Raw genomic sequence first — 26,718 nt, forward strand, 5'->3', positions numbered from 1 at the left:
TTTTTAAATTGGCCCACCGCTATCGCGAGCAGGCTCACTCCTACAGGGTACGATGTCGGCTGTACGTCCTCGAATGATCGGCGATCGAACCTCGACGCTGAATCACTGTCCTTCGGGGACGCGATGTTTTTGCCAAGGATTGATATGACCAGCCTCAACCCCCAAGACACTTTCGTCCCCGGACGCCAGCAACAGATGTCCACGCGCATCGCCTTCTTCATCGCCGGGCTCGGCATTGCCGCGTGGGCGCCACTGGTGCCGTATGCCAAGGCCCGGGCCGGACTCGATGAGGGGACGCTGGGCCTGTTGCTGCTGTGCCTTGGGGTCGGTTCGATTCTGGCGATGCCGTTGGCGGGGATTCTCGCGACTCGGTTCGGCTGTCGTCGGGTCGCCACCGGCGGCACCTTGCTGATCTGCGCAGCGTTGCCATTACTGGCAACGGTGTCGTCGATCCCGGCGCTGATCGCCACGCTGTTCATGTTCGGCGCCGGGCTGGGCACGGTGGATTCGACGGTGAATCTGCAAGCGGTGATCGTCGAGCGCGCCAGCGGCAAGAACATGATGTCGGGCTTTCACGGTTTGTTCAGCCTCGGAGGGATTGTCGGCGCGGCGGGCGTGAGCGCCCTGCTCGGCCTCGGTCTGTCGCCGCTGGGGGCGATGCTGGTGGTGGTGGGCGTACTGATTGCCGCGCTGTTCAAGTGCGTGCCGCACATGTTGCCCTACGGCAGTGAAAGCTCTGGCCCGGCCTTCGCGGTGCCCCACGGCATTGTGCTGTTTATCGGCGGGATGTGCTTCATCGTGTTCCTCACCGAAGGCGCGGCGCTGGACTGGAGTGCGGTGTTCCTGGCGCAGGAGCGCGGGATCGACACGGCTTATGCCGGTTTGGGTTACGCAGCGTTTGCTCTGACCATGACGGCTGGACGTTTGATGGGTGACCGGATTGTGCGCAGCGTCGGCGCGACGCGGATCATTCTGTTTGGCGGTCTGCTGGCCGCGGCCGGGCTGTTTCTGGCGACGTTTGCACCGAGCTGGCAAGCGGCGTTGGTCGGTTATGCGCTGGTCGGCGCCGGATGCTCGAACATCGTGCCGGTGCTGTATACGGCGGTGGGCAAGCAGACGGTGATGCCGGAAAGCATCGCGGTGCCGGCGATCACGACGTTGGGTTATGCAGGGATTCTGGCGGGGCCGGCGGTGATTGGTTTTGTCGCCCATGCGAGCAGTTTGAGTTTTGCTTTCGGGCTGATGGCAGTGCTGCTGGTGGCGGTGGCGATTGGCGGGAAAGTGCTCAAGGTCTGAGGAAAGGGATTTACGACAAACGGTAGATTATTACGCAGTCCACTGTCATTTCTGACAGTGGACGGAGATCGCATCGCGTCGCAGCATAAGATCAGTCACCTCTTATGGACGCATCATGAAATCGATCTGCAGAAACGGAATTCTGGCGCTTCCACTGCTGCTCGGTCTGAGCCATGGTGCACAGGCGTCGACGCCAGCCGATCTGGATCTAGGTGAAGCCGTGGCCAATTTCGCGCCGGAGCAGGTCTTGAGCAACGACCATGGGCAACACCGGCACTGGTTGGCGATCGGTCGGGTAATAGTCAGAAAATCTGATTGTTCCGGCAGCCTGATCGACACGCGCGATGCCGATGGCAATCAGGACGGTCCGGCCTATGTACTGACAGCGGGACACTGCGTGTATAGCGACGCAGATCGTTTTATCCATAATGCCCCCGTCTCTGGCCGGGTCATTTTCAACTATTTCAAGGACACGCAGGCCCGGCAGCAGACCTACTCGATAGTGCGAATCCCTTGGGGTACGCGGCGCGGTGGTGACATTGCCATCGTTGAACTTGACCGTTCTCTGAAACAACTGATGGATGACGGAATCACACCGCTGAAGCTGACGCGCCAACCTGCGGCGGCGGGTTCGAACGTGCTGATCGTCGGAGCACCGCAATCCTCCTTTCTGACACGGGTCGCCTGCCGGCAGGAAGCGTCGGTCGCCATATTTGAGGAAGGTTTCGTTTGGTTCGACCAACTTAGCAATCGCTGCGAGGGTGTACGCATCGGTATTTCCGGTTCACCGGTCCTGACTCGATATGGCAACGAGATCCTCGGGGTAATCGGTACGACTACGCGCATCGGCGGACCATCGCGGTGCGGTGCGGATGAGCCCTGCGAAATCAGTGATGGTACGCCGCAAAAATCGCCGGACACCAACTATGCAACGCCCGTCACCTCTCTGGATCGCTGCTTCGACGCGGGTCGATTCACTTCCGACAATGTCGACTGCCCGCTCGGCCCGGCCAGTGACTTCGAACCGCGCAACGATGAAAACTACGTGCGGATGCTACGAAATACAGAGGGTGGTTTTGATCCGCTGCTGTGGAAACAGACCTTTACCCTGGATCAACCGTTTTACCGGCTCAAATACACTCGAACACTGGCCGACTGCGCGAACGGCGAGGGCTATGGCCCGGCTCGACAAAGCAAAGGTAAAGAACAAGACACCTCGACTCACGCTTTACGCGCAGGCCCCGGTTTCTATTTCTTATGCGTCATGGGGCAACCCCACAAGACAGTCACCGTGGATCGATGGTCGGCTCGAAATGCCCGAGTCTACTGGCGCTGGGCACTGGCAGGGCCGTCAAACCTTGCCCCGGTCTATACGTTGTTTGAAAGTGAAAAAAACACCTTTACCGTTACCCCGGTCGAAGTGGCGCCGGATCTGACTGACGCGGGTTACCAATACAAAATTATTCCCCCGCAAACGTCCGATTGCCTGAACGCCGAGGGCTATCAACGCCTTGGGGAGAACCAGAGCGCGTTTATCGTCACGGTTGCCGATGGCCCAAAAAGAGTTTGTCTCAAAGGTCATGACATCGTAGGCAATCCCTCCCCGGTGGTGGATTTCCAGTTACTTGAATCAACCGATAAAAATGAATAATTGTGCTGCAGGCGGCTGGCGACAGCCGCCTGCGCAAAAGGTCAGAAGCCCACGCTGGCCTGCACGAAGAACGTCCGAGGCGCCCCCACATACATCCCCGAATTGTTATCACTCGAACGCGTGAAGTACTGCTTGTCAAAAACGTTCTTCACCCCCGCCCCCAACTTCAAATTCGACACCTGCGGCCCAAAGTCATACCCACCACGCACGTTCCAGGTAACATACCCCGGAATATCGCCGTACTGCCCGTCCGCCGTGCCGTCAGTGATGTAGTTGCCATTGAAACTGCCATCAGCATTCACCCCGGTACCTGGCGAACGCTGCTTCGACTGGGCAAAACCATCAATGTTGTAAGTCCAGCGATTGACGTCATACCGCAAACCAACCGTCGCCACCTGACGCGAATAGAACGGCAGATCGCGCCCCTTGAACCCCGGAATCTCACCTTCATACGTCGCGCGGGTGTAAGTAAAACCGGCATTCGCGGTCAAGCCATCAAGACGCGGATCCAGCGCCGCCATGTCGTAATGCACAGACGCCTCAATGCCCTGGTGCTTGGTCGCGCCGAGGTTGGTCCAACCCACGTCGTTGCTGATGTATTGCAGTTCGTCGTCGAAGTCGATGTAGAACAGCGTCACTTCCCCGCCCCACACGTCATCGTTGTAGCGCGTACCGATTTCGTAAGTCTTGGCTTTTTCCGGTTCAAGACCGTTGGCGGTCTGATCACCCGAGCCGCCCTGACCGAGTTGGAAATACTGCAAGCTGCCAAACGACGTTTCGTAGTTGGCGAACAGTTTCCACGCATCCGACAGGTGATACATCACGCTCAGCGCCGGCAGCGGTTCGTTGCTTTCGATGCTGCGGTTTTTTTCCTGCACCGGTTTGCCCGCCGTGTCGAGCACAGCGCGATCGTGCCAGTCAGTGCTGATGTGTTCGAAGCGAATGCCCGGGGTGATGGTCCAGTTGCCGACGTCGATCTTGTTGTCGATGTAGACCGAGTTGGCCTCAGTGCCGCCGGTGCGGTCCTGGAATGTATGGCCATCGGACGTCGGCGTGAGCACCGGCTGGTTGTTGACCAGCGCCACACGGCTCGACGACTCGTGCATCGCCTCTTTCAAATAGCGATAGCCGACGCTGACTTCCTGCGTGGTCGGGCCGACATCGAATACCCGCGACACGCGCGGCTCGATGCCCAACGTGTAGTAGGAGCGCGGGTACGAGCTGAGGGTTTTCTGGTCGCGGGCGGCGATGGTGCTGCCACGAAAACTGTCGGTGTAGTAGGTCAGGACTTCTGCCTGGGTGCGTTCGTCGATCTGGCGGATCCACTTGAACGACACGTCTTTGCGCCGCCCCGTGAATTGGTCGTAGTCACGCACCGAGTCGTACGGTTTGTCGTCGTACTGCTTCTGCGTCAGACCGCCGGGCATGTCGGCACTGGCGTCGTAGTAATGGAAATTGAGGCTGAAATCGTCCTGATCGGTCGGTGCCCAGTGCGTCTTGAGCAACACGTCGTCGATGTCGTTGCCGTTGTTGCGCTCGCGGTAACCGTTGCCGTTGACGCCCGAGTACAGCAACGCCACGCCCATGCCGTTGTCGGCGGTGCCGCCGAGGAACGCCGTGTCGATGTGCTTCCAGCCGCCGTACTGAGTGGTTTCCAGCGTGGTGCCGATTTCACCGGTGGCTTTTTCCGGAATGGCGCGGGTGACAAAGTTGATCACACCGCCGACGTTTTGCGGCCCATAACGCACGGAGCCGGCACCGCGTACGACGTCGATGCTGTCGAGGTTGCCGGAGGAAATTGGCGCCATCGACAGTTGCGGCTGGCCATAAGGCGCGAAGGCTGCCGGCACGCCGTCGATCAGCACAGTGGAGCGTGGCGACAGACGCGAAGTCAGACCGCGCACGCCGACGTTGAGGGAAATATCGCTGCCGCCGGTGCCGTTGGAGTCCTGCACCTGCACGCCCGGCACGCGCTTGAGCACATCGCTGACGTTCATCGCGCCCTGCTCGACCATCGCTTCGCGGCGGATCACCGTGCGCGCGCCTGGGTGGTTCTGCACTACGGCGGCGTTGGCATCACCGAGCCAGTCGCCGACCACCTTGATGTCAGTCACGCCCAATTCCAGTGGGCCATTGCCGGCGGCGGAAGTCGCAGCAGGCGACAGCGTCACCGAACCTTCGTTGAGCTGATAATCCAGACCGCTGCCTTGCAGCAATTGGCGTAGCGCCTGCTCCGGGGAGATATCGCCATCCACCGCCGGGGCCTGTTTGCCGGCGACCAGGTCCGGGCTGAAAAACACCTGCAGCGAAGTTTGCTGGCCCAGTTCACTCAGGGCCTGGCCCAGCGGCTGCGCGCGGATGTGGATGGCGTCGGCAGCGAATGCGAGGGGCATCGCGGCGTTGACCGCCAGCGCGAGGGCCAGCGGCAACCAAGGGGATTTTTTGTTGTTGGCAGTGGTGGTTTTCACGTCGAACGTAGTCCTGTGGATCGCAAGAGTGTGCGGCTGTTAATGCAAACCAGTTGCAGTTGAACAGGAAGACGATGAACTCGAAAAAAACCTGAATTTTATTTTGAAATTATTTCCTGACTGCCATCAGCGAGGGTGCGTACGGCCACCGGCAGGATGCTCGGCAAAGCCTTGAGCAAGGCGTCGGTATTGTCGGATTTGAACACGCTGGTCAGGCGCAGATTGGCCACCGTCGGGTTGGCGACGGTCAGCGGCTTCTGCCGATAACGCGACACTTCGGCGGCGACTTCGCTGAGGCTGGCGTTGTTGAACACCAGTTTGCCGCTGCGCCACGCTGTCAGTTCCGCCGGGTTGACTGCATAGGCGGCGGCGACTTTGCCTTGCGCATCGACATAAGTGCCGAGGCCTGCGGTCAGGGTGATGAATGGGTTATCCGGCGCATCGCGCCCCTGCACTTTCACCGTGCCCTGCTCCACCGCCACGCGGGTTTGCGTGACGTCGCGGCGCACATCGAAACGCGTACCGGTGACCGTGATCTTGCCGCTGCCCGCCTCGACCACGAACGGTCGGGAAGTGTCATGCGCAACGCTGAACATCGCTTCGCCTTCGCTCAACTCGATCAGCCGACGATCCTTTTCATAGCGCACCTGCAAGCGGCTGCGGCTGTTCAGATCGATCACCGAACCGTCCGGCAGCGCCACATGTTTGCGCTCGCCCAGCGCGGTGGCGAATTCGGCGCTGTACCCGCCCGGATGATTCAAACCACTGAACAAACCCAGCCCGAGCGCCACCGCCGCCACACTGGCGGCCACGGCATAACGCAACAACGGACGGCGTTCGCGGCGAGTGGGCGGTGTTTCAACAAGGGCTTTGAGACGCGGCGCCGGCAGCAAATCTGCCGCCGACCACAAGCCTTGCAGCAACTGGAATTCGTCGCGGTGCTGCGGATGTTCATTCAGCCAGGCATCAAAGCGCTGCTGCTCGTCGGCACTGACGGCCGGCTCCTGCAAACGCACAAACCAGCGAGCCGCTTCATCGCGCACCGTTGTTTGCCCGCACGCGCAATCACGCGTATCCATCATGGAATGTCCTGTTGGGCTGGGGATGAATAGCTGCGGCGGCTCATGACTGCAACCCGTCGAGGCGATCACGCAGATGCCGCAGGGTGCGAATCATATACTTTTCGACCATGTTCTTGGACAGACCCAGGCGTTCGGCGATTTCCGCCTGGGTCAGGCCTTCGATCTTCTGCCAGACGAAAATCTTCCGGCAATTGACCGGCAGCTCACCGAGCGCCCGTTCAATGGAGTCGGCCAACTGGATCGCGTGCATATAATGCTCCGGGTCGCCGATTGACGACTCACTGTCATCGATGGCCTGCGACGCCATGGCGCCGCGCCGATCCTCACGCCGATAACCGTCGACCGCTATATTGCGCGCGGTCTGGTGCAAATACGCCCGAGGCTGCTGCACCGCCGCCGAATCGGACTCGAGCACCCGCACAAAGGTGTCGTGCGCCAGATCCTCGGCCTGCGCGCGATTGCGCAGGCGGCGAGTCCAGGTGCCGATCAACTCTTCGTAATGTTCGAAAAAGCCGGGTCTGCGGGGACGCATGGGGGTATGGGCGGCGTGCTGAGGAAAAGGGCGTGAATAGTAATGGTTACCATTAAGCCGAAGCAATGGATTCCTCGACCGACTGTCCGGGTCGTAACTCGCGATCAGCGTTTTACCGCAATCACGCCGCTCATGTAGTCATGCAAGTCGCGCAGATCCTTAATGCTCCAGGCATGCGGCGGTATCTTTACCCCGTTCTCTTGCAACGTTTTCGGAATCAGGTTGCCGTTTGGCCGAAGGATGATCGAGGACACAATCACACCTGGATACTCATTCAATCGTTTTTTGAACGCGGACGTTGTCAGGTCAGGTGTGGCCGGATTGCTTTTATGTGCCAGTGGCCCTGTGCCTTTTATATCGGCGCCATGGCACACGGCGCAGCGCTGCACATAGAGATTTTTGCCATTGCTGTTATCCGCGAAGGACGCTGATGTTTGAGTGATCAGCAAAGTCCCGAGTAAAACGGCAGATGCTGTTTTCATTGTTTGCCTCCCTGGCGTCTTTAAGGTCGCGCATGATGCGCGAGATTTAACGCCTGGCGCAAAACAAAGTGGGAGCGAGCCTGCTCGCGAATGCGCTCCACCCGTCACTCATTGCATTGACTGGATGGACGCCTTCGCGGGCAGGCACACTCCCACAGGTTTTTGGTGGATGCGGGTTCAGGTGCATCCACCACTGGCCAGTGAATCAGCCTTTTTCGTCGATCCCGGCTTGCAGGGTCTGGGTGTCCAGATGCCCGCTCAGGGTGACCGGGCCGACTTTCAGGTTGCCGTTTTCCAGGGAAACCTTCGGTGCGTTTTCCTCGGCTTTATGCGGCAAGTCCAACCCGGCCTTCACACCATAATCGCGATTGCTCAGATCAGTACTGATGACCTTCGAGCCACCCAGATCGACCTTCCCTCCCGTCGCTGAAATCTGCGCGCCGGTCAGTTGTGTAGTACCGCCAACAGCAAGGTTTACACCGTGGCTGGCACTGATCCCGGACGCGTGCGCAACGCTGTCCTTGTGCGCGTACTCACCCTGCGCTTTCAGTGTCGGCTTGTAGTCAGTGCCGGCGAGTTTCTCTTTGTCGTTCGGTGGGTTTTTCTTCGCAGTCAGGCCCAGATCGACATCGACCTTGGCGTGGTTGCTCGAGTCCTGACGGCTTTCAACGGTCAGATCACCCGCAACCTTGCCGCTGACATTTTTAGCGTCGATCCGTGCACCGGCCAGCTGTGCATCACCGGCGCTGTTCAACACCACGCTGTCAGCCTTGATCTGGCTGTTCTGCTGGGTGCTGCCTTGCAGATAATCCACGCCCACTTTGGCCCCGACATTGAAGCCGTGGTCGCTGCTGGCCTTCTCATCAGCAGCGGTCGGGGTTTTGCTGCTCAGATTGCCGCCGGCATTCAGCGCGACATTCCAGTTATTGCGGTTGTCGGTGGACTGCGCCGACTCCTGCACGTAACCACCCTTTTGCGCATCGATGCTGACGTTCGGTGCACTGACCTGAGTACCTTGCAGGTGAATCGAGTCACCGCTCAAGGCGATACCGCTCTGGCTGTTGAGCTGGCCGCCGGTGCGGGTCTGCGAGTCCTCGTTGACCCGACCGATGTTGAAATTGCCGCTCAGATTACCGCCCTGATCGAGGCTCTTCTCGCTGCTGGTTTTGCTGCCGCCGCCCTTCAAACCGCCGCCGAGGTTGCTGCCGGTGGCGGTGTGAGTGTCGGTGGCCGCTTGCAACTCGAGCTTGCCGCCAGCGTGCAGATCGATGGCGCCAGCGCTGTCGATCTTCGTGCCTTGCTGCACTTGGTTGCCGCCGCTGCTCAACTGCACCGGGCCGTTGCTGGTGATGCTCGCGACGTGGGCCTGCGTGTCAGTGCTCTGCTGGCCGGTGTGATCGAGCTGGAAACCGGCGCCGAGATCGACGTTGGTGCCATCGGTGCCCGGCAAGGTGCCGACCGTCAGCGAACCATTGCCGCGCAGGCTGCTGTCATTGCTGGTCTGGCGGTCACTGGCCTGATTCAGCGCCAGCTCGCCGCCAGTCTTGATGCTCACACCGCCCTGCCCGCCATCGAAGCGGCTGCCTTCGAACTGCGCATCGCCGCCGATCTTGATGTTCACACCCTGGCTGCCGGCGTAACCGCCGACCACGGCGCTAGAGCTGCCTTTACTCGACGCACTGCTGCCACCCGCGCCGCTGCCGGCAACGTTCACGTCTTCACCGGTCTTGGTGTAAACGCGCACATCGACCTTGGCGTCCACTGCATTAGCGTTGCTGTTGTGCGTGTTGCTCGCGGCATCGGCAACCAGTTTGTCAGCGCTGATGTTCACGTTGCCGGCGCTGGCGTTGTACTGGGTGCCTTGGTCATGCAGCGTGCCAGTGGTGTTCACATCCACGGAGCCGCCGTCAAAACGGCTGACTACGGCGTTGTGGTTTTGCTCGGTTTTGCTGGCACTGCCGTGACCGACCGCAACGTCGATACCGACGTTAGGCTGACCGAGATTGGCCAGAGCGTCCTTGTCCGGCACTTTGCCGTTGAGCACGTCCTTGACCGCGCCCGCGATAGGCCGGGCGATGTCCTTGTACTCGACGTTGGCGCCGATGTCCGCCGACCAGTTGCTGTCGTTGTGCGTGCTGCTTTCGCTGTTGCTGGCCGCGCGATTGTCGATCTCGTTGGCGGCAATACTCAGGCCGTTGCCAGCCTTGAGCTGCGCGCCCTCGGTGGCGAGTTTGTCGGCATTGATGGTCAGGCCGCCGTTGCTCTGCACGCTAGAGGTTTGCGCGGTGGTTTTGCAGGTCGAATCCTGCGTCGTGCTGTGGGCGAAGTCGACGCCACTGCCGGCGCGGTCGAGGCCGCCGGTGTAGTAGAAACCGCCGCCGGTGCTGGAGGTGTCGGTGGAGGTTTTGTGGCTGTCGGCCTCGGCCAGCAACGACACGTTTTGGCCGCTCAAGGTTGTGTCGCCAGCGGTGGACTTCACCTCCGCGCCTTTGAGCGTGATGTCACTGCCAGCCTTGACCTGCACACTACCGCCGCTGAGGCTGGAGCCTTGCTGGGTGACGTCGTTGCTGGTCACGGTTTTCTGTTTGTCTTCGTAGTGAACGCCGGCGCGATACTGCTCCGGCGTTTGCTCTTTGGCGTACACATCGAAGCCACGGGTTTGCGTGGTGTCAGTGCTGTCGTGAGTGTTCTGCGCAGAATGCACATTCACATCGCCCGCTGCGTCGGCCGTCAGCGCACCGTCAGCCTTGACCGTCGAGCCCGCCACCTCGATGTCTTTGGCGCTCTTGAGCTTGAGGTTGCTGTCGGACACCAGCTCGCTGCGCACGGTGCTGCTGTCCTTGCTGTTCTGCCGCGACTCGTCCTTGGTGATGCCGAAGAACTTGCTGTCCTTGTCGTGGTTGTTGCTGTGCGAGGTGTCCTGCACACCATCGACAATCAGCGAACCCTTGTCGCTGATCACGCTGGCGTCGGTGCCGCCACGCACCTGGCTGCCGCTGATGCGCACATCGTCAGCCTTGACGATCAGTTTGCCGCTGGCGTTGACCTTGCTGCCCTGATGCTGGGTTTTGCCCTTGTCGGCATCACCGGTCTTGCCGAAGAAACCGCCGCCCACCAAGTCACCCGAGTAACGGTTGTCGCTGCTGCGGTTGGTCCGTGTGGCCGTGGTGATTTCTACCTGTTTGCCGGCCAGTTGCATGTCGCCGGCGCTGGTCAACTCGGCGCCTTCGGAACGCAACAACGCGGCGGTTTGCAGGGCGATATTGCCGGCCTTCAACTGGCTGGTGACGCTGCGCTGCTCTTCACTGCTGCTGTTCCAGTCGGCTTTCCACAAGTGTTTGCGGTGGTTGCCTTGATCAGTCTGGGTATGGCTTTCAGTGGCGGCGGTCAGGCGCAGATCAGCGCCGCTTTGCACGTCGAGATTGTTCGTCGCTTCGACCTTGGCGGCTTTCAGCTCGGTGTCTTTGCCGGACGACAGTTTGGCGTCGCGGCTGGCGATAATCTGGCTGCCGTGCTGACGCGATTCACTGTCGGTCTGGGTACGGTCGTAGGTTTCCCAGGTGATGCCGATGGTGCTGTTGTTCCAGTTTTCGCGCTTTTCCTGAAGCTTGCGGCTTTCGACCGTCGACAGGGTCAGGTTGCGCTTGGCGTCGAGCGTGACATCACGAGCGCTGACATCAGTCGCGGCCAGCGTCAGGTCCTTGCCGCTGTGCAAAGCGACATCGCCCTGACTGCTGCGGATACCGGCGCGGGTCACGTCGAGGCTGTTGGCCACGGCCTCACCGCTGACACTGAGGTCACCGGCCGAGCGAATCTGCACGCCGTCACGCCCGGCCAGCTGCACCGCACCAACCCGTACGCCCGCACCTTCGGCGGTGCTGACAATGTTGATGCGTCCGGCTTGCATCGCGCCGAACAGGCTGGCGTCGATACGTTGATCGCCGGTGTTGCCGGCAGGCTCGACGGTTTTCACCTGGCCGCTGGCGTAATCGACTTGATTGCGCCCGACCGTAAGGTTCAACTGATCGCGCGCAGTGATCGCGCCCTGGCTGTCGATGCGCGGCGCGATCAGGTTGATCGAGCCCTCGCCGTTGCGCAGGCCACCGCTCTGAATCTGCAACTGACCACTGGCGTCGCGGGTATTCAGGCTTTGCAATTTGCCGTCGTTCAATTCCGGGCGACCGACCACCAGATTGGCATTCGGCGTGTTGATGAAGCTGCCGCCATTGACCGAGATGCCGTTAGGGTTGGCCAGCACATAGTCGGCGGGCCGACCGAAGATTTCCTGCGCGCCGTTGATGGCGGACGGATTGCGGCTGATCACTTCGTTGAGGATCACGCTCGCGGCCTGGCCTTGCAGTTGCGGGTTGGCCGCCAGTTGCCCGGCCAGCTGCGATTGCCCGGCCTGCAAGGCGTTGTTCAGGACCAGACCTTGGCGGTCGACGTTGTAGTCGAGGAACTGGTTGTGTGACAGGCCCGAACCGTTGGGCGCGACGATATTGACGATGGGCACACCGCCCTGGGTCTGCAATTGCGCAGTGCCGCCGGGGCCGGGTGCGACCACGACGCCGCCGGCGATTGCGCTGGGCAGGTGCACGGCGAAGAACAGGCTGGCAATCGCCCAGCGCAATTTGCCCCGAGGCGAAAGATGAAATGCAAAGGTGTGTGCTGGCATAAAAACGTCTCCATGTGAGTACGGCATCACGTTGCGCGTTTAGTCTGGGCCGTGGCTGACGCGCTCAGATCCGACGGCTGTTGGTTCACTGCGTTGTTGGTTGCGCTAGCGTCATATCTGTACCCCGACGCGCATCAGCCAGGTGTGTGGCTCGTGTTGCAGACCGTTCGGGGTGTTGAGGGCGCGTTGGTAATCGACGTCCACTTGCAGGTTCTTCCAGCCCAGATTCAGACCGACACTGGCACCGCTCAGGCGTTGGCCTTGAGCACCGTGGTCGGCCTTGATCCAGCCGTGGTCGAGACCCACACGCGGAGTGATCTGCACCGGCCATTCACTGCGCAACGGCAAGCGCAGGGTGTTGCGCCAGATCGCGCCGCTGGCGCCGGAGGCACTGCTGACGCGATAGCCGCGCACCGCCGAATCGTCGGTGCCGAGCAGTTGTTCGATGGCCGGCAACGGGTCCGGGCTGTACTGCAAATTCAATTGGCTCTGCCACTGCCAGGCCTGCGCGCCGAGTTGACCGTTGCGCCATTGGCTGAGGCCGGCGCGGTACTTGCGAAACTGCGCCTTGGGCAGGTTGTTGATCTGCTGCTGTGAGTCGTCGTCGGCGCCAAACCAGCGCAGACCCTGGGCGTAATTGACGTCGAGGTTCCACACCGCGCGGTCAAGCCAGAACAGATTGAGCCCGGCCTCAGCCACAGTCAGCGTCGGGCTTTGAATACCGAGGCGAACGTCTTGCAGATAGCTGTCGACATCCTTGTGCGCCAGTTGCAGGTTGGCGCTGAGCTGACGGCTCTGGTCGCGCCACAGCACACGATCGGCGCGCAGACTGACCTGATCGGTGATGCCGTTGCTGTGGAAGGTCACGCTCGGCAGTTTGAATGGCGCGCGATATTCGGCATGGCTGGCGAACACGCTGTAGGTCCAGTAACCGTAGGGAATCGCGTAATACAGGCTGGCGTTGCGGCTGTAGCGGTCGCCCTGGTTGAGGGTGTCGCTGGCGCTGAGGCTCAACAAGTCGTTGAGTTGCAACGGGCTGTCGAGACTGAGGCTGACGGTGTCGCGGTCGCGTCCGGTGCTGGCACTGCCGAGGTTGTCGAGGCCCGCATTCAAGGCCCAGTGTGACGGCGTGGCACTGCGCGAACGCAGGATGAGCCGCGAGGCACCGGGTTGGCTGCCGGGGGCGATGTCGGCGGTGAGATCGATCGAGCGCAGGCGATTCAGTTGATCAAGGCCCTGCTCCAGATCTCGCAGGTTCAGCGGCTCGCCGAGCATTCCCGGAAAAGCACCGCCCAATGAAACCGGCAGGCTCTGATCGGCCAGTTCGATGGATTCGATATAGCCTTCGTCAACGCAGATATCCAGCGACTGCCCCGCTGCCGGTGCGCTGACCAGATACGGACGGCTGGCGATGTAGCCCTTGTCGACGTAGCTCGCGGTGATGGTCGCGAGCAGATGATTGATCTGGCCGACGCCCATGCACGGCGCCAGCAGCGGTTTGATCCGTACGTTGAGTTTGTCGCTGTCGATCAGTGTGACGCCGCCGATGCGCGTGCCGCTCAACGGCCAGCAGCGCTCATCAGGGGTGACTGTTGGCGGGATGGCCGGGGTGAGCGGCGCCGGACCGAACGCGCCGCGCTCCAATTGCCGCTTCCTTTGCTCAAGCTGCAGTTGTTGCAGATCACGCTGTTGCTGTTGCTGCTGGCGCAGCGCTTCCTGGCCCGGCGCGACAGGTTCGGCTGCTTCAATCGAGGAGGCACACACACTCAACACAAAGGCCGACAACAGCGGGCAACGCGTGGAACGACGACGAAAAACAGCGCGAAACGGATACGGCACGCAACATCCTTGCGATCATCAAATGGCGTAATGCCATGTCATCAATGATCGTGATAGTCGGAGCCATCCCACACAAATGCAAGACGCTTCCTACAGCGCTTACATTTCTTAAACAATTGCTTTGCCTGGCTTTATTGTCAGCAGCAACGCCACGGCGCTGCACGCTATCAGGGTTTCCCCGAGGGCTTGAAACCAGCCGGCGAACATCAGTCCCGCGCCGATCAGCAGGTAATAGATCAAACCCAACAACGCCCCGGCGGTGCCCAGTCGATCAGCGTAATGCGCCAGTGCCGACCCGAGGACATTGGGAATCGCCAAGCCGAACGCCAACACCACCAGCAGCATCGGCAGCACGAACGCGACACTGTCTTGCGCCAACCACACGCCCACGCCGCCCAACAACGCGATGCCACCCGCGAGACGAATCAACTGCAATGCCTCGAACCCAACCGTCAATAAACGCCGGTTGAGCCATGCTCCAAAACCTGAGCCCAGCGCGAGGATCACGCCGCTGTAACCGAACACACTGGCGTCCACCCCCAGCCGCTGAAACATGAACGGCGCGAGGCTGTAATAACTGAACAACGCCACGTTGAACGAGGCGATCCACAGCGCCGAGCGCCAGATACCCGGGTCACGCAGCATACGCCCTAACGTTTCGAACAGGCACACGTGCGGTGGTTGCTCCGCTCGGGTTTCCGGCAAGGCGTACACACTCCACAACCAGAGCAGCGCGGCCAATAACAGCAAGGCGCTCAGCACACCGCGATAACCAAAGGCCTGAACCAGACTGGCGCCACTGAACAGACCGAGCGCGGGACTGGCCGCCAAGGCGATGCCCACCAGGGAAAACACCTGCGCCAATTCGGCGCCCTTGAAGCGGTCACGCAACACGGTCTGCGTGACCACCGAGCCGACTGCCGCACCAAACGCCGCGAACATCTGCGCCAACAACAAACCGTTGAAGGTGCTCACCCGCAAACCTGAAAGCGTGGCAATTGCATAGATTGCCAAGCCTGCAAGCATCGACGGTCGCCGACCGATGCGATCACACAATCGCCCCCACACCACCACACCCACGGCAAACGCGAGGAAATACACCGACAACGTTTGTGCCGCTACTTGCGGGCCGACGTTAAACACTCGCCCGATATCACCGAGCGCCGGGCTGTACAGGGTTTGCGCGATTTGTGGAAACATCAGCAGCGCAATCGCCAGCCACAGGAAATGTTTGTTGTTCATTCTTCATCACTCCTCCCATAAACCGCCGAGGAGTTTAAGAAACGGCGAGTGGCGTATTATCCGAATCCCGCCAACTTATCGCTGAAATCGGACAATTCATGGCCTGGCTCGATGCCCACGCAACGTTTGACGCTGATCGCTTTCACGCACCCGTGATAGGTATCGCCTCGACCTTGGGCGATCACGACTCCGGCCTGCACCGTCATCAACGCGGGCAACTGCTGTACACGCGACAAGGCTGCACGCGAATTACTCTGGCGCAGCAATTGTGCCTGCTGCCACCGTCGCGGGCTGCGTGGATTCCGGCGGGTGTCAGCCATCGGGCGGTGATGCAGCAAAGTGTCGATTACCGCTCCATCTACTTGATCCCCGAGCTGTGCGCCGAGCTGCCAGAGCAGGTGTGCGTGATCGAAGTCAGTCCCTTGTTGCGTGCGGTGCTGGAACCCATGGCGCTGGCAGATTTCGCCACCGATTGGCAGCAGGGCAAATTCGCCCACCTGCTCGGCCTGTGCCTGAGCGAAATCGCTGAAGCGGCGCAGCAACCGATGTTGTTGCCATTACCTCAAGACAAACGCCTCGCGCCGTTGCTGCAAACACCCGAACGCCTGCCGCCGGAGTTGCAAGTGCTGGAACAACAGATCGGCGCCAGCAGCCGCACCATCGGGCGGATCTTCCAGCGCGAAACCGGCATGAGTTATCAGCAATGGCGCCAACAGTGGCGCTTGATGCGCGCGATGGAATTGCTCGCCACCGGGCGCAGCCTGAGTTACTGCGCTTTTGAATCGGGTTTTGCCAGCGACAGCGCTTTCATCGGCTTCTTCAAATCCATGACGGGCAGCACACCGGGCCAGTGGCTCAAATAAACAACTGACGACCGGCATCCGAAATAATTTGCCACGAAATATTACCCGCGTCATATTGCAGCCGTAATAACAATCCGTTTACGCAGGTAATCCGCCATGACCAGCATGCCCACCCTCGAACCTGTTGTGGTGAAGACCAGGCCTCCCCTGCTTACACGCCTATTGCTTCCCGGCGCCGGATTGCTCGCGCTGATCTTCGCCGGTCTCTACGCCGTGCATTGGTGGGGTGCCGGGCGTTTTCTTGAAGAAACCGACGATGCCTATATTGGTGGCGACGTCACGGTGATTGGGCCGAAAGTCGCCGGCTACATCGACGAAGTGCTGGTCAGCGACAATCAGCACGTCAAGGCTGGCGACGTGTTGATCCGCCTCGATGCCCGCGACTATCGCGCCAACCTCGCCAAAGCCGAGGGCGCGGTGGCTGCCGAAGAGGCGCTGCTGGCCAACCTCGACGCCACCGAACAACTTCAGCAAGCGGTGATCGGCCAGGCCCGCGCCGGCATCGACGCGGCCGGTGCCGAAACCGCGCGTTCGCGGGATGACAACGCCCGCTACAAACGTCTGGTGACCACCAACGCGGTCTCGGTCGAAAGCGCCCAGCGTGCCGACGCCACCTTCAAAACCGCCCAGGCCTTGAGCGCCCGCGCCCAGGCTGAACTGCTCGCCGCGCAACGCCAACTGGCGGTCATCGATACGCAGAAACAACAGGCCCGCGCCGCCCTCCAGCAAGCCCGAGCCGAACGAGATCTGGCGCAGCTCAACCTTGGTTACACCGAGCTGCGCGCTCCGGTTGACGGCGTGATCGGCAACCGCCGCGCACGGGTCGGCGCCTACGCGCAGGCCGGTTCACAGCAACTGTCGGTGGTGCCGGCCAGCGGCTTGTGGGTCGATGCCAATTTCAAGGAAGACCAATTGGCGCGGATGAAACCCGGCCAGCGCGTGAGCATCCGCGCCGATGTGCTGTCCGGTCAGGAATTCCATGGGCGCCTCGACAGCCTCGCCCCGGCCACCGGTTCACAGTTCAGCGTACTGCCGCCGGAAAACGCCACCGGCAACTTCACTAAAATCGTCCAGCGCGTGCCGGTGCGCATTCTCCTCGACCCGGCCGATGGCGTGCTCGGCCACTTGCGTCCGGGCCTGTCGGTCACCGCTGAAGTCGACACCCGCGCACAACCTGAAACCAGCGCCGTGGCTGTCGCGCCATGAGCACCGCCCTCGCCGCTCCCGCGCAGCCGTTCAACGCGGCGGACATGGCCACCGCGACCAAGGTGTTTGCCTTCGCGACGATGTGCATCGGCATGTTCATTGCGTTGCTGGATATCCAGATTGTCTCGGCGTCGTTGCGTGATATCGGCGGCGGCCTGTCCGCCGGTACTGACGAAACCGCATGGGTGCAGACCAGTTACCTGATCGCCGAAATCATCGTGATTCCGCTGTCGGGCTGGTTGTCGCGAGTGTTCTCCACGCGCTGGCTGTTCTGCGCCTCAGCGGTGGGTTTCACCCTCGCCAGCCTGCTCTGCGGTGTGGCCTGGAATATCCAGAGCATGATCGCTTTCCGCGCCCTGCAAGGTTTTCTCGGCGGTTCGATGATTCCGCTGGTGTTCACCACGGCATTCTTTTTCTTCACCGGCAAACAACGGGTGATTGCTGCGGCGACCATCGGCGCGGTGGCGTCGTTGGCGCCAACAATGGGGCCGGTGATCGGTGGCTGGATCACCGATATTTCCTCGTGGCACTGGCTGTTCTACATCAACCTGGTGCCGGGAATTTTCGTCGCGGTGGCGGTGCCGATGCTGGTGAAGATCGACCAGCCGGAACTGTCGCTGCTCAAGGGCGCGGATTATCTGAGCATGGTTTTTCTCGCACTGTTTCTCGGCTGCCTGGAATACACCCTCGAAGAAGGCCCACGCTGGAACTGGTTCAGCGACCAGACCATCCTGACCACTGCGTGGATCAGTGGTCTGGCAGGATTGGCCTTCATTGGCCGCACCTTGCACGTGGCCAATCCGATCGTCGATTTGCGCGCATTGAAGGACCGCAACTTTGCCCTTGGCTGCTTCTTTTCGTTCGTCACCGGGATTGGCCTGTTCGCGACGATTTACCTGACGCCGCTGTTTCTCGGCCGGGTGCGTGGCTACAGCGCGCTGGACATTGGTCTGGCGGTTTTCTCCACCGGGGTGTTCCAGATCATGGCGATTCCGCTGTATGCCTTTCTGGCCAATCGCATTGATCTGCGCTGGATCATGATGGTCGGGCTAGGTCTGTTCGCGGTGTCGATGTGGGAGTTCAGTCCGATCACCCACGATTGGGGCGCGGGGCAATTGATGCTGCCGCAAGCCTTGCGCGGGATTGCCCAGCAATTGGCAGTGCCGCCGGCCGTGACGTTGACGTTGGGTGGGTTGGCGCCAGCCCGCCTGAAGCATGCGTCAGGCTTGTTCAACCTGATGCGCAATCTGGGTGGTGCGATCGGGATTGCGGCGTGCGCGACCATTCTCAATGACCGCACCAACCTGCATTTCACCCGATTGGCGGAACATCTGAACAGCAGCAACGAGGCGATGAATCAGTGGCTGTCGCAGGTCGGCGGCAACCTCGCGGCGCTGGGCCAGAGCGGTGACGTCGGCGTCACCGCCAGCCTGCGCCAATTATGGTTGCTGACCTACCGCGAGGCGCAGACGCAAACCTACGGCGACACGTTTCTGATGATTATGGTGTGCTTCGTCATCGCCACGGCGATGGTGCCCTTGATGCGCAAGGTACAACCACCGGCCGCGCCGAGTGCCGATGCACATTGACTTGAAGACCCTACAAGGAATATTGCGTCAGATCTGTGGGGTTTTGCGGAAGCCTACCGCCAAACGGTTCCAGCTGTTGATGGTGCTGATCGCGACGGTCAGATCGACCATTTCTTTCGGCGTGAACTGCGCAGCGACCACTTCGTAATCTTCATCCGGAGCGTGGGTCAGGCTCAGTTGGGTCAGCGATTCAGTCCACAGCAGCGCGGCGCGTTCACGCTCGCTGAAGAACGGCGCTTCACGCCATGCAGTCACCGCGAACAGACGACGTGGGGTTTCACCGCCCTTGATCGCGTCAGCCGTGTGCATATCGATGCAGAAGGCGCAGCCGTTGATTTGCGAGGCGCGCAGTTTGACCAGTTCAACCAGGGTCTTTTCCAGCGGCAACTTGGAGACGGCGGTTTCCAAGGCAATCATCGCTTTCAGGGCGTCCGGGGAAGCGGTGTAGAAGTCGGTACGAGCGTTCATGGCGGGTTTCCGGGGCAAGTGAATGTGTGCCTACGTTAGTCCCGGCGAGTGGTTCGGCAAATAGCCAATATTCCAGAAGATCAGGAGGCCACTCGATTGACCGCTCGTCACTCGACCGGCACCAAGCGCTCGGCGCGTCAGACCAATATCAGGTAAATCCCCTTTCTGGAGACGGATCATGATGACGCGCAAACTTACCTCGTTATTGCTCGCTGGCCTGCTGGCCACGGCCTCAGCCGCGACCTTCGCGGCCAACGATGGCGCTGATGCCACCGGCACCAAATCCGGCGGTGCCACCAGCTCGACCATGCCACCGGACAACACGCCGGGCGCACCTTCGGGCGGCACCAACTCTGGCGGCGCAGGTTCAGGTACCGGCACCAATGGCGGCGCCAGCGGTTCGGGCTCGGGTGCCGGTGGTGGCACGGGGTCAGCAGGTGGTGGGACCGGCGGCGCCGGCGGTGGCACGGGCGGCTGAACGAACAAGAGCCATCCGTGGTAAATGAATTGAATACCCACCCTGTACTGAATGTTCACTCTGTGGCGAGGGAGCTTGCTCCCGCTGGACTGCGTAGCAGGCCCCTGCTTTTGAAGTCAAAGAGCGGGCCGCTTCGCGCCCCAGCGGGAGCAAGCTCCCTCGCCACAGGGATAGCAGGTCTCTTCAGGTAAAGGGATGTGTGTATCAGCGGTCAGAACGCATCAATTCCCCGATGCTGTCATCCATCGACAGCACTGCCGCCCGATTGCGCCCGGCATTTTTCGCTTGGTACAACGCCGCATCCGCCCGCTGGATAAACACTTCCGGGTTGTCATTACCATTGGGGATAAACGCATAGCAGCCCAGGCTCACGGTGAGATAACCGGTCGGTGATCCACTGTGGGTGATGCGCTTGTCGATCACGCTGCGGCGTATCTGCCCGGCAATCGCCAGCGCGCCGTTGATGTCGGTGTCGGGCAGCAACACCGCAAACTCCTCGCCGCCATAGCGCACCGCCAGATCCGATTTGCGCTGGCAGCAGTTTCTCAGCACCTGAGCAACCTGGGTCAGGCACTGATCGCCGGCCACATGCCCATAGGCGTCGTTGTAACGCTTGAAAAAATCGATATCGAGCATGATCAGGCTGACCGGACTGACCTGCCGTGCGCCCCGGGCAAATTCGATTTCCAGCGAGCGCTCGAACAAGCGCCGATTGGCCAGCCCGGTGAGGCTGTCGTGCGTCGCGATCTGTTCCAGCGCCCGTTGTGCCTTGCGCAGGTTCTTTTCGATCCGTTCGCCATCGCGCACCTGATGGATGAACACCCAGCCGAACAGCCCGACGCCAAGAATCACCAGCGCCACAATCACGCTGGACTGGAACGCCCGCTCGTACCAACCCTTGAGAATCGTGTCCCGCGAAGTCCCGGCAGACACCACCAGCGGATACGACGCCAGTTGCCGATAGCCATACATACGGGTGATGCCATCGACCACCGAATTGATCATCGCCGTACCGGCCGCCGCATTGGGCAACTGCTTTTGATAGATCTCGCCTTGCGCCAGTGATGTGCCGATCAGTGATTCATCAAACGGCCGCCGCGCGAGCAATGTGCCGTCGGTCAAACCAAGGAACATGATGCCGTTGTCGTCAAGGCTGAAGCTTTCGAAGAACTGGTCGAAGTAGGCCATCTTGATCCCGGCCATCAGCACGCCCTGGAAATTGCCGGCCTGGTCATTGACGCGTTTGGACATGGGGATGATCCACTCACCGTTCTCACGGCTGCGAATCGCCGGGCCGATGTGCGCCACCGTCGAGGCGTTCTGCTGGTGAAACTTGAAATACTCGCGATCAGCCACGCCATTGCCACGAGGCAGATCGGCGAATGAGGTAATCACCCACTGACCCTGACGGTCGAACAGAAACATGCCGTGCAACTGATTCAGTTGCTGCACGCGACGGGCAAGGGTCTTCTGCAGTCGCGGCCGCTGCGCCGCGCCGTAACCGTCGTCCTGAATCCAGTCGACCAGGCTGGTCATCACCAGATCCGCCGCCAGGAACGTGTCCTCGGCCTGCTGCGCCATCGCCCGGGTCAGGTTGTTCGACGCCATTTGCGCCACCGCCAGATCCTGGCGCCGCGACTGCTCCAGTTGCAGATACAGCAAACCGAACAGGCACAGACACACCGCAACGATAAACAGCGCCGCCGCTTTGCGTAGCGGCAGACGTTTAAGCGTGCCGGGAGCCTGATGTGGATCGTGAATGGGGATAGGCAAAACCGTGTCCTGGGCAGGTACAACAAGGGCGCGAGCCCGAAACCCTTATATTTTGTGAGCGTAGTTCACGGGGGGGTACACGGCAAACAAGTGGCATCGGCACACGCCCAACTCCATACCTATCGGCGCGGCGAGCATTTGGATGATTGTTTTGAAGAACTTTTTTTGAACATACGCCGTCAGGCTCGCGAAAACACGGGGCCAACACTGATAGAGTTTTGACTTCTTGCCGCGATAACCACTTCAAGGCGCCCATTGTTCAGCACATTACGGCCGCCCTGCTCATGAAACCTCTGATATTTTTTGCGGCGCTCGCCTTGGTTGCGGCACTGTTCGTGGGTTACTACGAAAAGATGGAAGATGCCGATCCCGAGAAAGTCTTCTTTCTCAAAAAGCAACCGACACTAAAAGTGCAGTTTGTGAATATTTTTGCCTACGAAAGGGACGACAAGCACTTGTCCGAACTTGACGACGAAGAGAAGCGCCAGGTGATTGAATACTGCAAATATCGGTTAGGCATCACCACTGACCTGAAAGATCAGCAAGCACTGGACGCATGTAAACAGCGCTAAGAGCGACAAAGTACTCGGGTAGACCAAAATCCTGTGGCGAGGGAGCTTGCTCCCGCTGGACTGCGCAGCAGTCCCATTCTTTGAGACAAAGAGCGGGGCCGCTTCGCGCCCCAGCGGGAGCAAGCTCCCTCGCCACAGGTTTAGTGGTTGTTTTCTCGATTTTGAGTCAAATCAACGCGACGGCGGAACTCGAATATCCCCCGCCCGGCATTGCGTCTTCACACCCTTGCCGCACGCACCGAACTGCAAGTCCTTGCCCATGCACACCCGCACTTCCGACAGCTCCGGACCGCTGCAAATCACCGCGATGCCATCCGCCGGTATCCCCGGATTGGCCTTGCGGAACAGATCGGCAATTTCCTGCGCCTCGAAGTAATACGAAGTGCTGAACGGTTGCAGTTCTTCAGGAATTTTCACCGCGCCCACCGCTTTATCCGCCGCATCCAGATAACCCATCGCACCGAGGCCGCTGCAGGTGCCGTGCTTGGACCATTCGTGATCGAGGAGTTTTTTCGTCGGGAACAACGTCAGGCCTTTGCTGCTTTCTGCCGCCGACAGCGTGGTCAGCGGCGGGCAGGATTCCGGCCAGCCGCCCTTGGCGTATTGCGGCCACAAACCGTGCAGGACAAAGCCGTAACCTTTGCCGGAACATTGCACGTCGTCCTTATGGGTCAGGCAAAAGGTCGGCGACCAGGACAACGTCAGCAGGTAGTAGTCGAACACCCCCGCCACCGATTCCGCCTGCGCTTTGCTCGACTGCGATTGCCGCGCCGAACTCAGGCCGATGCTACCGGCCGTCAGTGCAATCACCGCCAAAATTGTAAACAGCTTTTTCATCTACCCGCTCCTTGGGACGCCTGCGTCCGTGGTTTTCGATCCTGGCCAGACTTGGCCAGCCGTGATTTGGACATGCTTGTGTTGCAGACGCATGACGCAAGGCAACACCGTACCCCGTTGAAACGTCTACGATTAACAGGCAGACATCAACAGACAGGGATCCGAAATGAGTAAAGCAGACGAACTCGCCGCCAAACTCAAGCAAACACGGCACACCCACGCGGATGCCGCGCTGGAGATCGATTGCTGGCCGGCGCAGGTCTACGACCTGTACCACCGCATCGAGGCCTGGCTGCAACCGGTGACCGAAGTCGGCCTGAAAATTCGGCGCAATCCTACGCACGTTTGCGAAACGTCACCCGATGGTGAATCCCACGATTACGCCATCGATCAACTGGTCATTGAAGCAAACAACCAAAGCCTGACATTTGATCCCATCGCACGGTTTACCGAGGATGGCGCCGGGCGCATGCAAATCACCCTGCCGGACAGAAACACTTACCTGCTGCGCACCGTCGACGAACACCACGAAAGTCATTGGTGGTTGCAGACCGTTGAAACCGGGCAACAACTGGATGCGATTGCGCTGACCGAAAATAACTTGCTGCAAGTGGTGCAGGAAGGTTTGGGACTTTAGGTTCTCCCTCTTCACTATTACGATACCTGCGCCTCTTAAAGGCCAGACTTCCAGAAGAAGTCTGGCCTTTTCTCGTTACACCCCCTTCAACCACAATCGCTGGAATTTCTGATCGCATGGATGCTTCAACCCCGACGTTTACGCAATTTTTCAAACGCAACTTCAAACGTGTTCTCGAGTACTGGAGTCAGATCACCGTCACACTGGGTTTTCTGGGTGCAGGTCTGGCAATTTTGGGCCTGTACGTTTACTTACGTGCAATTGGCCGCACAGACTTGTTCCTCGCGGCTATCGATGCCAAATCCGCGCTGGCCCTTTGGCTGCTGTTGATCGTGTTGATCATGGTCGGTTATCTCGGCGTGCTGTCTGCCAGTGCCTGGTTCTATGGCATCACTGTCTCGATGTTTGAAAAAGTCCCGGAAAAACACAATCGAATCGCCGCCTGGTTACTGCTTCCGCTGTGTTTCGGTTTTTGTGCATTCATTTTTATGATGTTCATGTACCCGAACGCCTTCAATACCGGCATTTCGGTACTAATGATCTTCGTCGTCACGGTTCTCGCCTACTTTTCGCTGTTCGCTCTCAAGCATTTTCGAGCGATCTTCGATGAAAACACCCATGGCTGGGTGACGTGGAAGAAAAACGGCTTCCGAGTCTTCGTAGGCGGCGTCATCGGTCTGGCAGTCTTGTTCGCCTCATTGCCGACTCTGCTGATCCTTTCAACTTACGTCGGTGAAGACAACGCCAGAGCCGTGATTGTTGTCGCGTTGTTTTCCCTCGGCACACTGGTTCTGAGCCTGGTACCTGTTTTCATCTTTTACATCAGCAAAGGCCACGTCATCGCTCGAATCGCCTATGGATTTGCCGCTGCACTGGTGCTTTTCGCAGCATTTTTACTGGTATCTCCGGGGGCCATGCCAACCATTACTTACGCGGCGGCCGGCAATCTGGCGATTCGTCAGCAAGTGCCGGCTCGCTTCATCCTCGACGAAGAAATCAGCCTTGGCGATGTCGACAACCGACAGTGGCAGACCCGACTCAACGAAAAGAAAAAGGTCGAAGTCACCGCGTTCCCCCTGCTCTCGTTCGGCGACATATTGCTGCTGTGCAGCAGCGATCTACGTCAGTTGAGCCTTTACCAGTTGCCCCGCTACTCGCGCTTTTGCATCGCCACGCGACACAGCAAGGTAACCCGTAAACCGCTGCGGCCCGTGCGGACTCCCGGACTCGGCTGGCAAATGTGGGCGGGTCATGTCCTTAATTGGGACACGGTCCAGTCAGCAATTCTCAAACCGTTTAAACAGCACGCCACGCTTCCCTCAACGGACGTTACCGTGCCCAGATTGAAACCCTTGGGATGACACGCCAAAAAGGCTTTCACTACACTGGGCTACCGTCCCCTGCACAAGACCGATCGCAATGACAATTCCAAAAAGCACGCTGTCCTTCTTCGTCGCGCTGACTTTCGCCGCCACCGCGCAAGCGCAAGAAACACCTTCACACCTCGACACCATCCAGCAACAAGGCCAGTTGCGTGTCTGCACCACCGGCGACTACAAGCCCTACACCTTCAAACGCGACGACGGCGATTTCGAAGGGATCGACATCGCCATGGCCCGCTCGCTGGCCGACAGCCTCGGCGTCAAAGTCGAATGGGTGCAGACCACCTGGAAAACCCTGATGCCGGACATGCAGGCCGGCAAATGCGACATCGGCATGGGCGGCATCTCGGTGACGCTGGAGCGGCAGAAAAAGGCCTACTTCAGCAACACCCTCGACACCGACGGCAAGATCCCGCTGGTACGCTGCGCCGATCAGTCCAAGTACCAAACGATTGAACAGATCAACCAACCCAATGTGCGCCTGGTCGAACCGGCCGGCGGCACCAACGAAGCCTTCGTCCACGCCTTCCTGCCCAAAGCGCAACTGGCCCTGCACGACAACGTGACGATCTTCCAGCAACTGCTCGACAACAAGGCCGACGTGATGATCACCGACGCCTCGGAAGCGCTGTACCAGCAGAAGCTCAAACCCGGTTTGTGCGCAGTGAATCCGCATCAATACATGCAGTACGGTGAGAAGGCTTATCTACTGCCGCGCGATGACATCAGCTGGAAGCTCTACGTCGATCAGTGGCTGCATCTGAGCAAGGTCACCGGGAAATATCAGAAAACCCTGAGCGAATGGATTGCGCTGCCACAGTGAGTTTTTTCAGCGACTCGCTGGCCTCGCTGCCCGGCGCGGCGGTCATGACGATGATCGCCTGATCGGGGCTTTCCGTGCAGGAGAGCATCTGCCAATCAAGGCTGAGCTTCCCCACCTGCGGATGCTGAAAGGTTTTGCTGCCGCAGGTCGGGCTGGCCACCAGATGAGTCGCCCACCAGCGGCGGAAGTCCTCGTCACGCAGGGACAGTTCGCCGATCAGCGAAGCCAGTCGCGGATCGTCCGGAAAGCGCGCCGTGTCCATCCGCAGAAACGCCACGCAGTTGCGCCCGTTGTTTTCCCAATCGACGTACAAACTGCGAAACCGCGGGTCGAGAAATGACAGACGAATGAGGTTGCGTTGTTCGATCGGTATCTCGGAAAAGTCGACGTACAGCGCCGTCGCCATGGGATTCCACGCCAGCACATCCATGTAGCGACCGATGACCATCACTGGAATGTCCCGCAGGCTGTCTAGCAGACGTTGGGTTTGCGCGCCGACGGTTTGTCGTCGATGCAGATCAACCGTGGTGCGACCCAGCCGCGCCAGCCGATACAGATAATCCAGATCATCCTCTTGCAGGCGCAGACTGCGCGCGACGGCGGCCAACGCGGACTTGGACGGCGACAAGCGTCCCTGCTCCAGACGCGTGTAGTAATCGACACTGATACCGGCGAGCATCGCCACTTCTTCGCGGCGCAAACCGGCGACACGGCGCGCACGCCCGGTATCGGCGGGTAATCCGACCTGCGTTGGATCGAGTTCGGAACGACGCGCGCGGAGGAATTCTCCGAGGTCGTTGGGGCTTTTTTCTATAGTCATGGG

At 60.0% G+C, this 26,718-nt stretch carries 21 protein-coding genes; 10 read left to right on the forward strand and 11 right to left on the reverse strand.

Annotated elements, in window-relative coordinates; genetic code table 11:
- The first annotated feature begins 144 nt into the window (after window positions 1-144).
- Both ACIOWE_RS02975 and ACIOWE_RS02980 read left to right on the forward strand, forming a co-directional pair.
- A complete protein-coding gene (locus ACIOWE_RS02975; protein ID WP_401387161.1) occupies window positions 145-1,296 on the forward strand; it encodes an MFS transporter in 1,152 nt (383 codons plus the stop codon).
- 115 nt (window positions 1,297-1,411) lie between these two features.
- Complete coding sequence (locus ACIOWE_RS02980; RefSeq protein ID WP_401387164.1) at window positions 1,412-2,947, forward strand: trypsin-like serine peptidase; 1,536 nt, start codon at window positions 1,412-1,414, stop codon at window positions 2,945-2,947.
- 41 nt (window positions 2,948-2,988) lie between these two features.
- On the opposite strand, the gene ACIOWE_RS02985 is transcribed toward ACIOWE_RS02980, so the two are convergent.
- The 7 genes from ACIOWE_RS02985 to ACIOWE_RS03015 form a co-directional block, all read right to left on the reverse strand.
- A complete protein-coding gene (locus ACIOWE_RS02985) occupies window positions 2,989-5,415 on the reverse strand; it encodes a TonB-dependent siderophore receptor (RefSeq protein WP_401387167.1) in 2,427 nt (808 codons plus the stop codon).
- A 98-nt stretch (window positions 5,416-5,513) separates the two neighbouring features.
- Entirely contained in the window at window positions 5,514-6,497 is a 984-nt protein-coding gene (locus tag ACIOWE_RS02990; RefSeq protein WP_401387170.1) for a FecR family protein, read from the reverse strand.
- A 40-nt stretch (window positions 6,498-6,537) separates the two neighbouring features.
- Window positions 6,538-7,029 (reverse strand): sigma-70 family RNA polymerase sigma factor, encoded by a 492-nt coding sequence (locus tag ACIOWE_RS02995; RefSeq protein WP_401387173.1) that lies wholly within the window; start codon window positions 7,027-7,029, stop codon window positions 6,538-6,540.
- A gap of 104 nt (window positions 7,030-7,133) precedes the next feature.
- Window positions 7,134-7,511: a c-type cytochrome gene (locus tag ACIOWE_RS03000; protein WP_401387176.1), complete on the reverse strand. Its 378-nt coding sequence runs from the start codon at window positions 7,509-7,511 to the stop codon at window positions 7,134-7,136.
- Window positions 7,512-7,716: 205 nt separating this feature from the next.
- Window positions 7,717-12,186, reverse strand: coding sequence for a hemagglutinin repeat-containing protein (locus tag ACIOWE_RS03005; RefSeq protein ID WP_401387179.1), 4,470 nt, complete (start codon window positions 12,184-12,186; stop codon window positions 7,717-7,719).
- 111 nt (window positions 12,187-12,297) lie between these two features.
- Window positions 12,298-14,025, reverse strand: coding sequence for a ShlB/FhaC/HecB family hemolysin secretion/activation protein (locus tag ACIOWE_RS03010; protein ID WP_401387182.1), 1,728 nt, complete (start codon window positions 14,023-14,025; stop codon window positions 12,298-12,300).
- A gap of 108 nt (window positions 14,026-14,133) precedes the next feature.
- Window positions 14,134-15,267 carry an MFS transporter gene (locus ACIOWE_RS03015; protein WP_401387185.1) on the reverse strand — a complete coding sequence of 378 codons (1,134 nt, stop codon included), beginning with the start codon at window positions 15,265-15,267 and terminating at the stop codon, window positions 14,134-14,136.
- A 98-nt stretch (window positions 15,268-15,365) separates the two neighbouring features.
- On the opposite strand from ACIOWE_RS03015, the gene ACIOWE_RS03020 reads away from it, so the two are divergent.
- From ACIOWE_RS03020 to ACIOWE_RS03030, 3 genes are all read left to right on the forward strand, one after another.
- Window positions 15,366-16,130, forward strand: a complete 765-nt coding sequence (locus tag ACIOWE_RS03020) for an AraC family transcriptional regulator (protein ID WP_401387188.1) — start codon at window positions 15,366-15,368, stop codon at window positions 16,128-16,130.
- 96 nt (window positions 16,131-16,226) lie between these two features.
- The gene (locus ACIOWE_RS03025) at window positions 16,227-17,336 is read left to right on the forward strand and encodes an HlyD family secretion protein (RefSeq protein ID WP_401387191.1); all 1,110 of its coding nucleotides are present in this window, start codon (window positions 16,227-16,229) and stop codon (window positions 17,334-17,336) included.
- Window positions 17,333-18,925, forward strand: coding sequence for a DHA2 family efflux MFS transporter permease subunit (locus ACIOWE_RS03030; RefSeq protein ID WP_401387194.1), 1,593 nt, complete (start codon window positions 17,333-17,335; stop codon window positions 18,923-18,925). The genes ACIOWE_RS03025 and ACIOWE_RS03030 overlap by 4 nt, the downstream gene beginning before the upstream one ends.
- 27 nt (window positions 18,926-18,952) lie before the next feature.
- Here the strand turns inward: ACIOWE_RS03030 and ACIOWE_RS03035 are convergent, their stop codons facing one another.
- Window positions 18,953-19,393 (reverse strand): carboxymuconolactone decarboxylase family protein, encoded by a 441-nt coding sequence (locus ACIOWE_RS03035; protein WP_401387197.1) that lies wholly within the window; start codon window positions 19,391-19,393, stop codon window positions 18,953-18,955.
- A 178-nt stretch (window positions 19,394-19,571) separates the two neighbouring features.
- Between ACIOWE_RS03035 and ACIOWE_RS03040 the strand changes: the two genes are divergently transcribed.
- On the forward strand, window positions 19,572-19,871 hold the full coding sequence (locus tag ACIOWE_RS03040) for a hypothetical protein (protein WP_201237503.1): 300 nt from the start codon (window positions 19,572-19,574) through the stop codon (window positions 19,869-19,871).
- 204 nt (window positions 19,872-20,075) lie between these two features.
- Here the strand turns inward: ACIOWE_RS03040 and ACIOWE_RS03045 are convergent, their stop codons facing one another.
- Window positions 20,076-21,644, reverse strand: coding sequence for a diguanylate cyclase (locus ACIOWE_RS03045; protein ID WP_401387201.1), 1,569 nt, complete (start codon window positions 21,642-21,644; stop codon window positions 20,076-20,078).
- 284 nt (window positions 21,645-21,928) lie between these two features.
- On the opposite strand from ACIOWE_RS03045, the gene ACIOWE_RS03050 reads away from it, so the two are divergent.
- Window positions 21,929-22,216, forward strand: a complete 288-nt coding sequence (locus ACIOWE_RS03050) for a hypothetical protein (protein WP_401387204.1) — start codon at window positions 21,929-21,931, stop codon at window positions 22,214-22,216.
- A gap of 171 nt (window positions 22,217-22,387) precedes the next feature.
- Here ACIOWE_RS03050 and ACIOWE_RS03055 read toward each other — a convergent pair whose 3' ends face one another.
- Window positions 22,388-23,053 carry a ribonuclease T2 gene (locus tag ACIOWE_RS03055; protein WP_401387207.1) on the reverse strand — a complete coding sequence of 222 codons (666 nt, stop codon included), beginning with the start codon at window positions 23,051-23,053 and terminating at the stop codon, window positions 22,388-22,390.
- Window positions 23,054-23,219: 166 nt separating this feature from the next.
- Here ACIOWE_RS03055 and ACIOWE_RS03060 point away from each other — a divergent pair, with 166 nt between their 5' ends.
- From ACIOWE_RS03060 to ACIOWE_RS03070, 3 genes are all read left to right on the forward strand, one after another.
- Window positions 23,220-23,690 carry a hypothetical protein gene (locus ACIOWE_RS03060; RefSeq protein WP_401387210.1) on the forward strand — a complete coding sequence of 157 codons (471 nt, stop codon included), beginning with the start codon at window positions 23,220-23,222 and terminating at the stop codon, window positions 23,688-23,690.
- 116 nt (window positions 23,691-23,806) lie between these two features.
- Entirely contained in the window at window positions 23,807-25,051 is a 1,245-nt protein-coding gene (locus ACIOWE_RS03065) for a hypothetical protein (RefSeq protein ID WP_401387213.1), read from the forward strand.
- Between the two features lie 58 nt (window positions 25,052-25,109).
- Window positions 25,110-25,895 (forward strand): transporter substrate-binding domain-containing protein, encoded by a 786-nt coding sequence (locus ACIOWE_RS03070; RefSeq protein WP_401387216.1) that lies wholly within the window; start codon window positions 25,110-25,112, stop codon window positions 25,893-25,895.
- Here ACIOWE_RS03070 and ACIOWE_RS03075 read toward each other — a convergent pair.
- Complete coding sequence (locus tag ACIOWE_RS03075; protein ID WP_401387219.1) at window positions 25,843-26,715, reverse strand: helix-turn-helix domain-containing protein; 873 nt, start codon at window positions 26,713-26,715, stop codon at window positions 25,843-25,845. The two genes, ACIOWE_RS03070 and ACIOWE_RS03075, sit on opposite strands and share 53 nt — an antisense overlap.
- Between the last annotated feature and the right edge of the window lie 3 nt (window positions 26,716-26,718).

The sequence above is a fragment of the Pseudomonas sp. NPDC087598 genome (assembly GCF_044743525.1).
Lineage (GTDB): Bacteria > Pseudomonadota > Gammaproteobacteria > Pseudomonadales > Pseudomonadaceae > Aquipseudomonas.

Bases quoted from the DNA above. Each gene is read 5' to 3' on its own strand.
- ACIOWE_RS03020 (WP_401387188.1), top strand. From the start codon at position 15,366: ATGGCCTGGCTCGATGCCCACGCAACGTTTGACGCTGATCGCTTTCAC.
- ACIOWE_RS03025 (WP_401387191.1), top strand. From the start codon at position 16,227: ATGACCAGCATGCCCACCCTCGAACCTGTTGTGGTGAAGACCAGGCCT.
- ACIOWE_RS03030 (WP_401387194.1), top strand. From the start codon at position 17,333: ATGAGCACCGCCCTCGCCGCTCCCGCGCAGCCGTTCAACGCGGCGGAC.
- ACIOWE_RS03065 (WP_401387213.1), top strand. From the start codon at position 23,807: ATGGATGCTTCAACCCCGACGTTTACGCAATTTTTCAAACGCAACTTC.
- ACIOWE_RS02995 (WP_401387173.1), bottom strand. From the start codon at position 7,029: ATGCGTCCCCGCAGACCCGGCTTTTTCGAACATTACGAAGAGTTGATC.
- ACIOWE_RS02975 (WP_401387161.1), top strand. From the start codon at position 145: ATGACCAGCCTCAACCCCCAAGACACTTTCGTCCCCGGACGCCAGCAA.
- ACIOWE_RS03075 (WP_401387219.1), bottom strand. From the start codon at position 26,715: ATGACTATAGAAAAAAGCCCCAACGACCTCGGAGAATTCCTCCGCGCG.
- ACIOWE_RS03055 (WP_401387207.1), bottom strand. From the start codon at position 23,053: ATGAAAAAGCTGTTTACAATTTTGGCGGTGATTGCACTGACGGCCGGT.
- ACIOWE_RS03050 (WP_401387204.1), top strand. From the start codon at position 21,929: ATGAAACCTCTGATATTTTTTGCGGCGCTCGCCTTGGTTGCGGCACTG.
- ACIOWE_RS02990 (WP_401387170.1), bottom strand. From the start codon at position 6,497: ATGATGGATACGCGTGATTGCGCGTGCGGGCAAACAACGGTGCGCGAT.
- ACIOWE_RS03035 (WP_401387197.1), bottom strand. From the start codon at position 19,393: ATGAACGCTCGTACCGACTTCTACACCGCTTCCCCGGACGCCCTGAAA.
- ACIOWE_RS03070 (WP_401387216.1), top strand. From the start codon at position 25,110: ATGACAATTCCAAAAAGCACGCTGTCCTTCTTCGTCGCGCTGACTTTC.
- ACIOWE_RS03015 (WP_401387185.1), bottom strand. From the start codon at position 15,267: ATGAACAACAAACATTTCCTGTGGCTGGCGATTGCGCTGCTGATGTTT.
- ACIOWE_RS03060 (WP_401387210.1), top strand. From the start codon at position 23,220: ATGAGTAAAGCAGACGAACTCGCCGCCAAACTCAAGCAAACACGGCAC.
- ACIOWE_RS03040 (WP_201237503.1), top strand. From the start codon at position 19,572: ATGATGACGCGCAAACTTACCTCGTTATTGCTCGCTGGCCTGCTGGCC.
- ACIOWE_RS02980 (WP_401387164.1), top strand. From the start codon at position 1,412: ATGAAATCGATCTGCAGAAACGGAATTCTGGCGCTTCCACTGCTGCTC.
- ACIOWE_RS03005 (WP_401387179.1), bottom strand. From the start codon at position 12,186: ATGCCAGCACACACCTTTGCATTTCATCTTTCGCCTCGGGGCAAATTG.
- ACIOWE_RS03000 (WP_401387176.1), bottom strand. From the start codon at position 7,511: ATGAAAACAGCATCTGCCGTTTTACTCGGGACTTTGCTGATCACTCAA.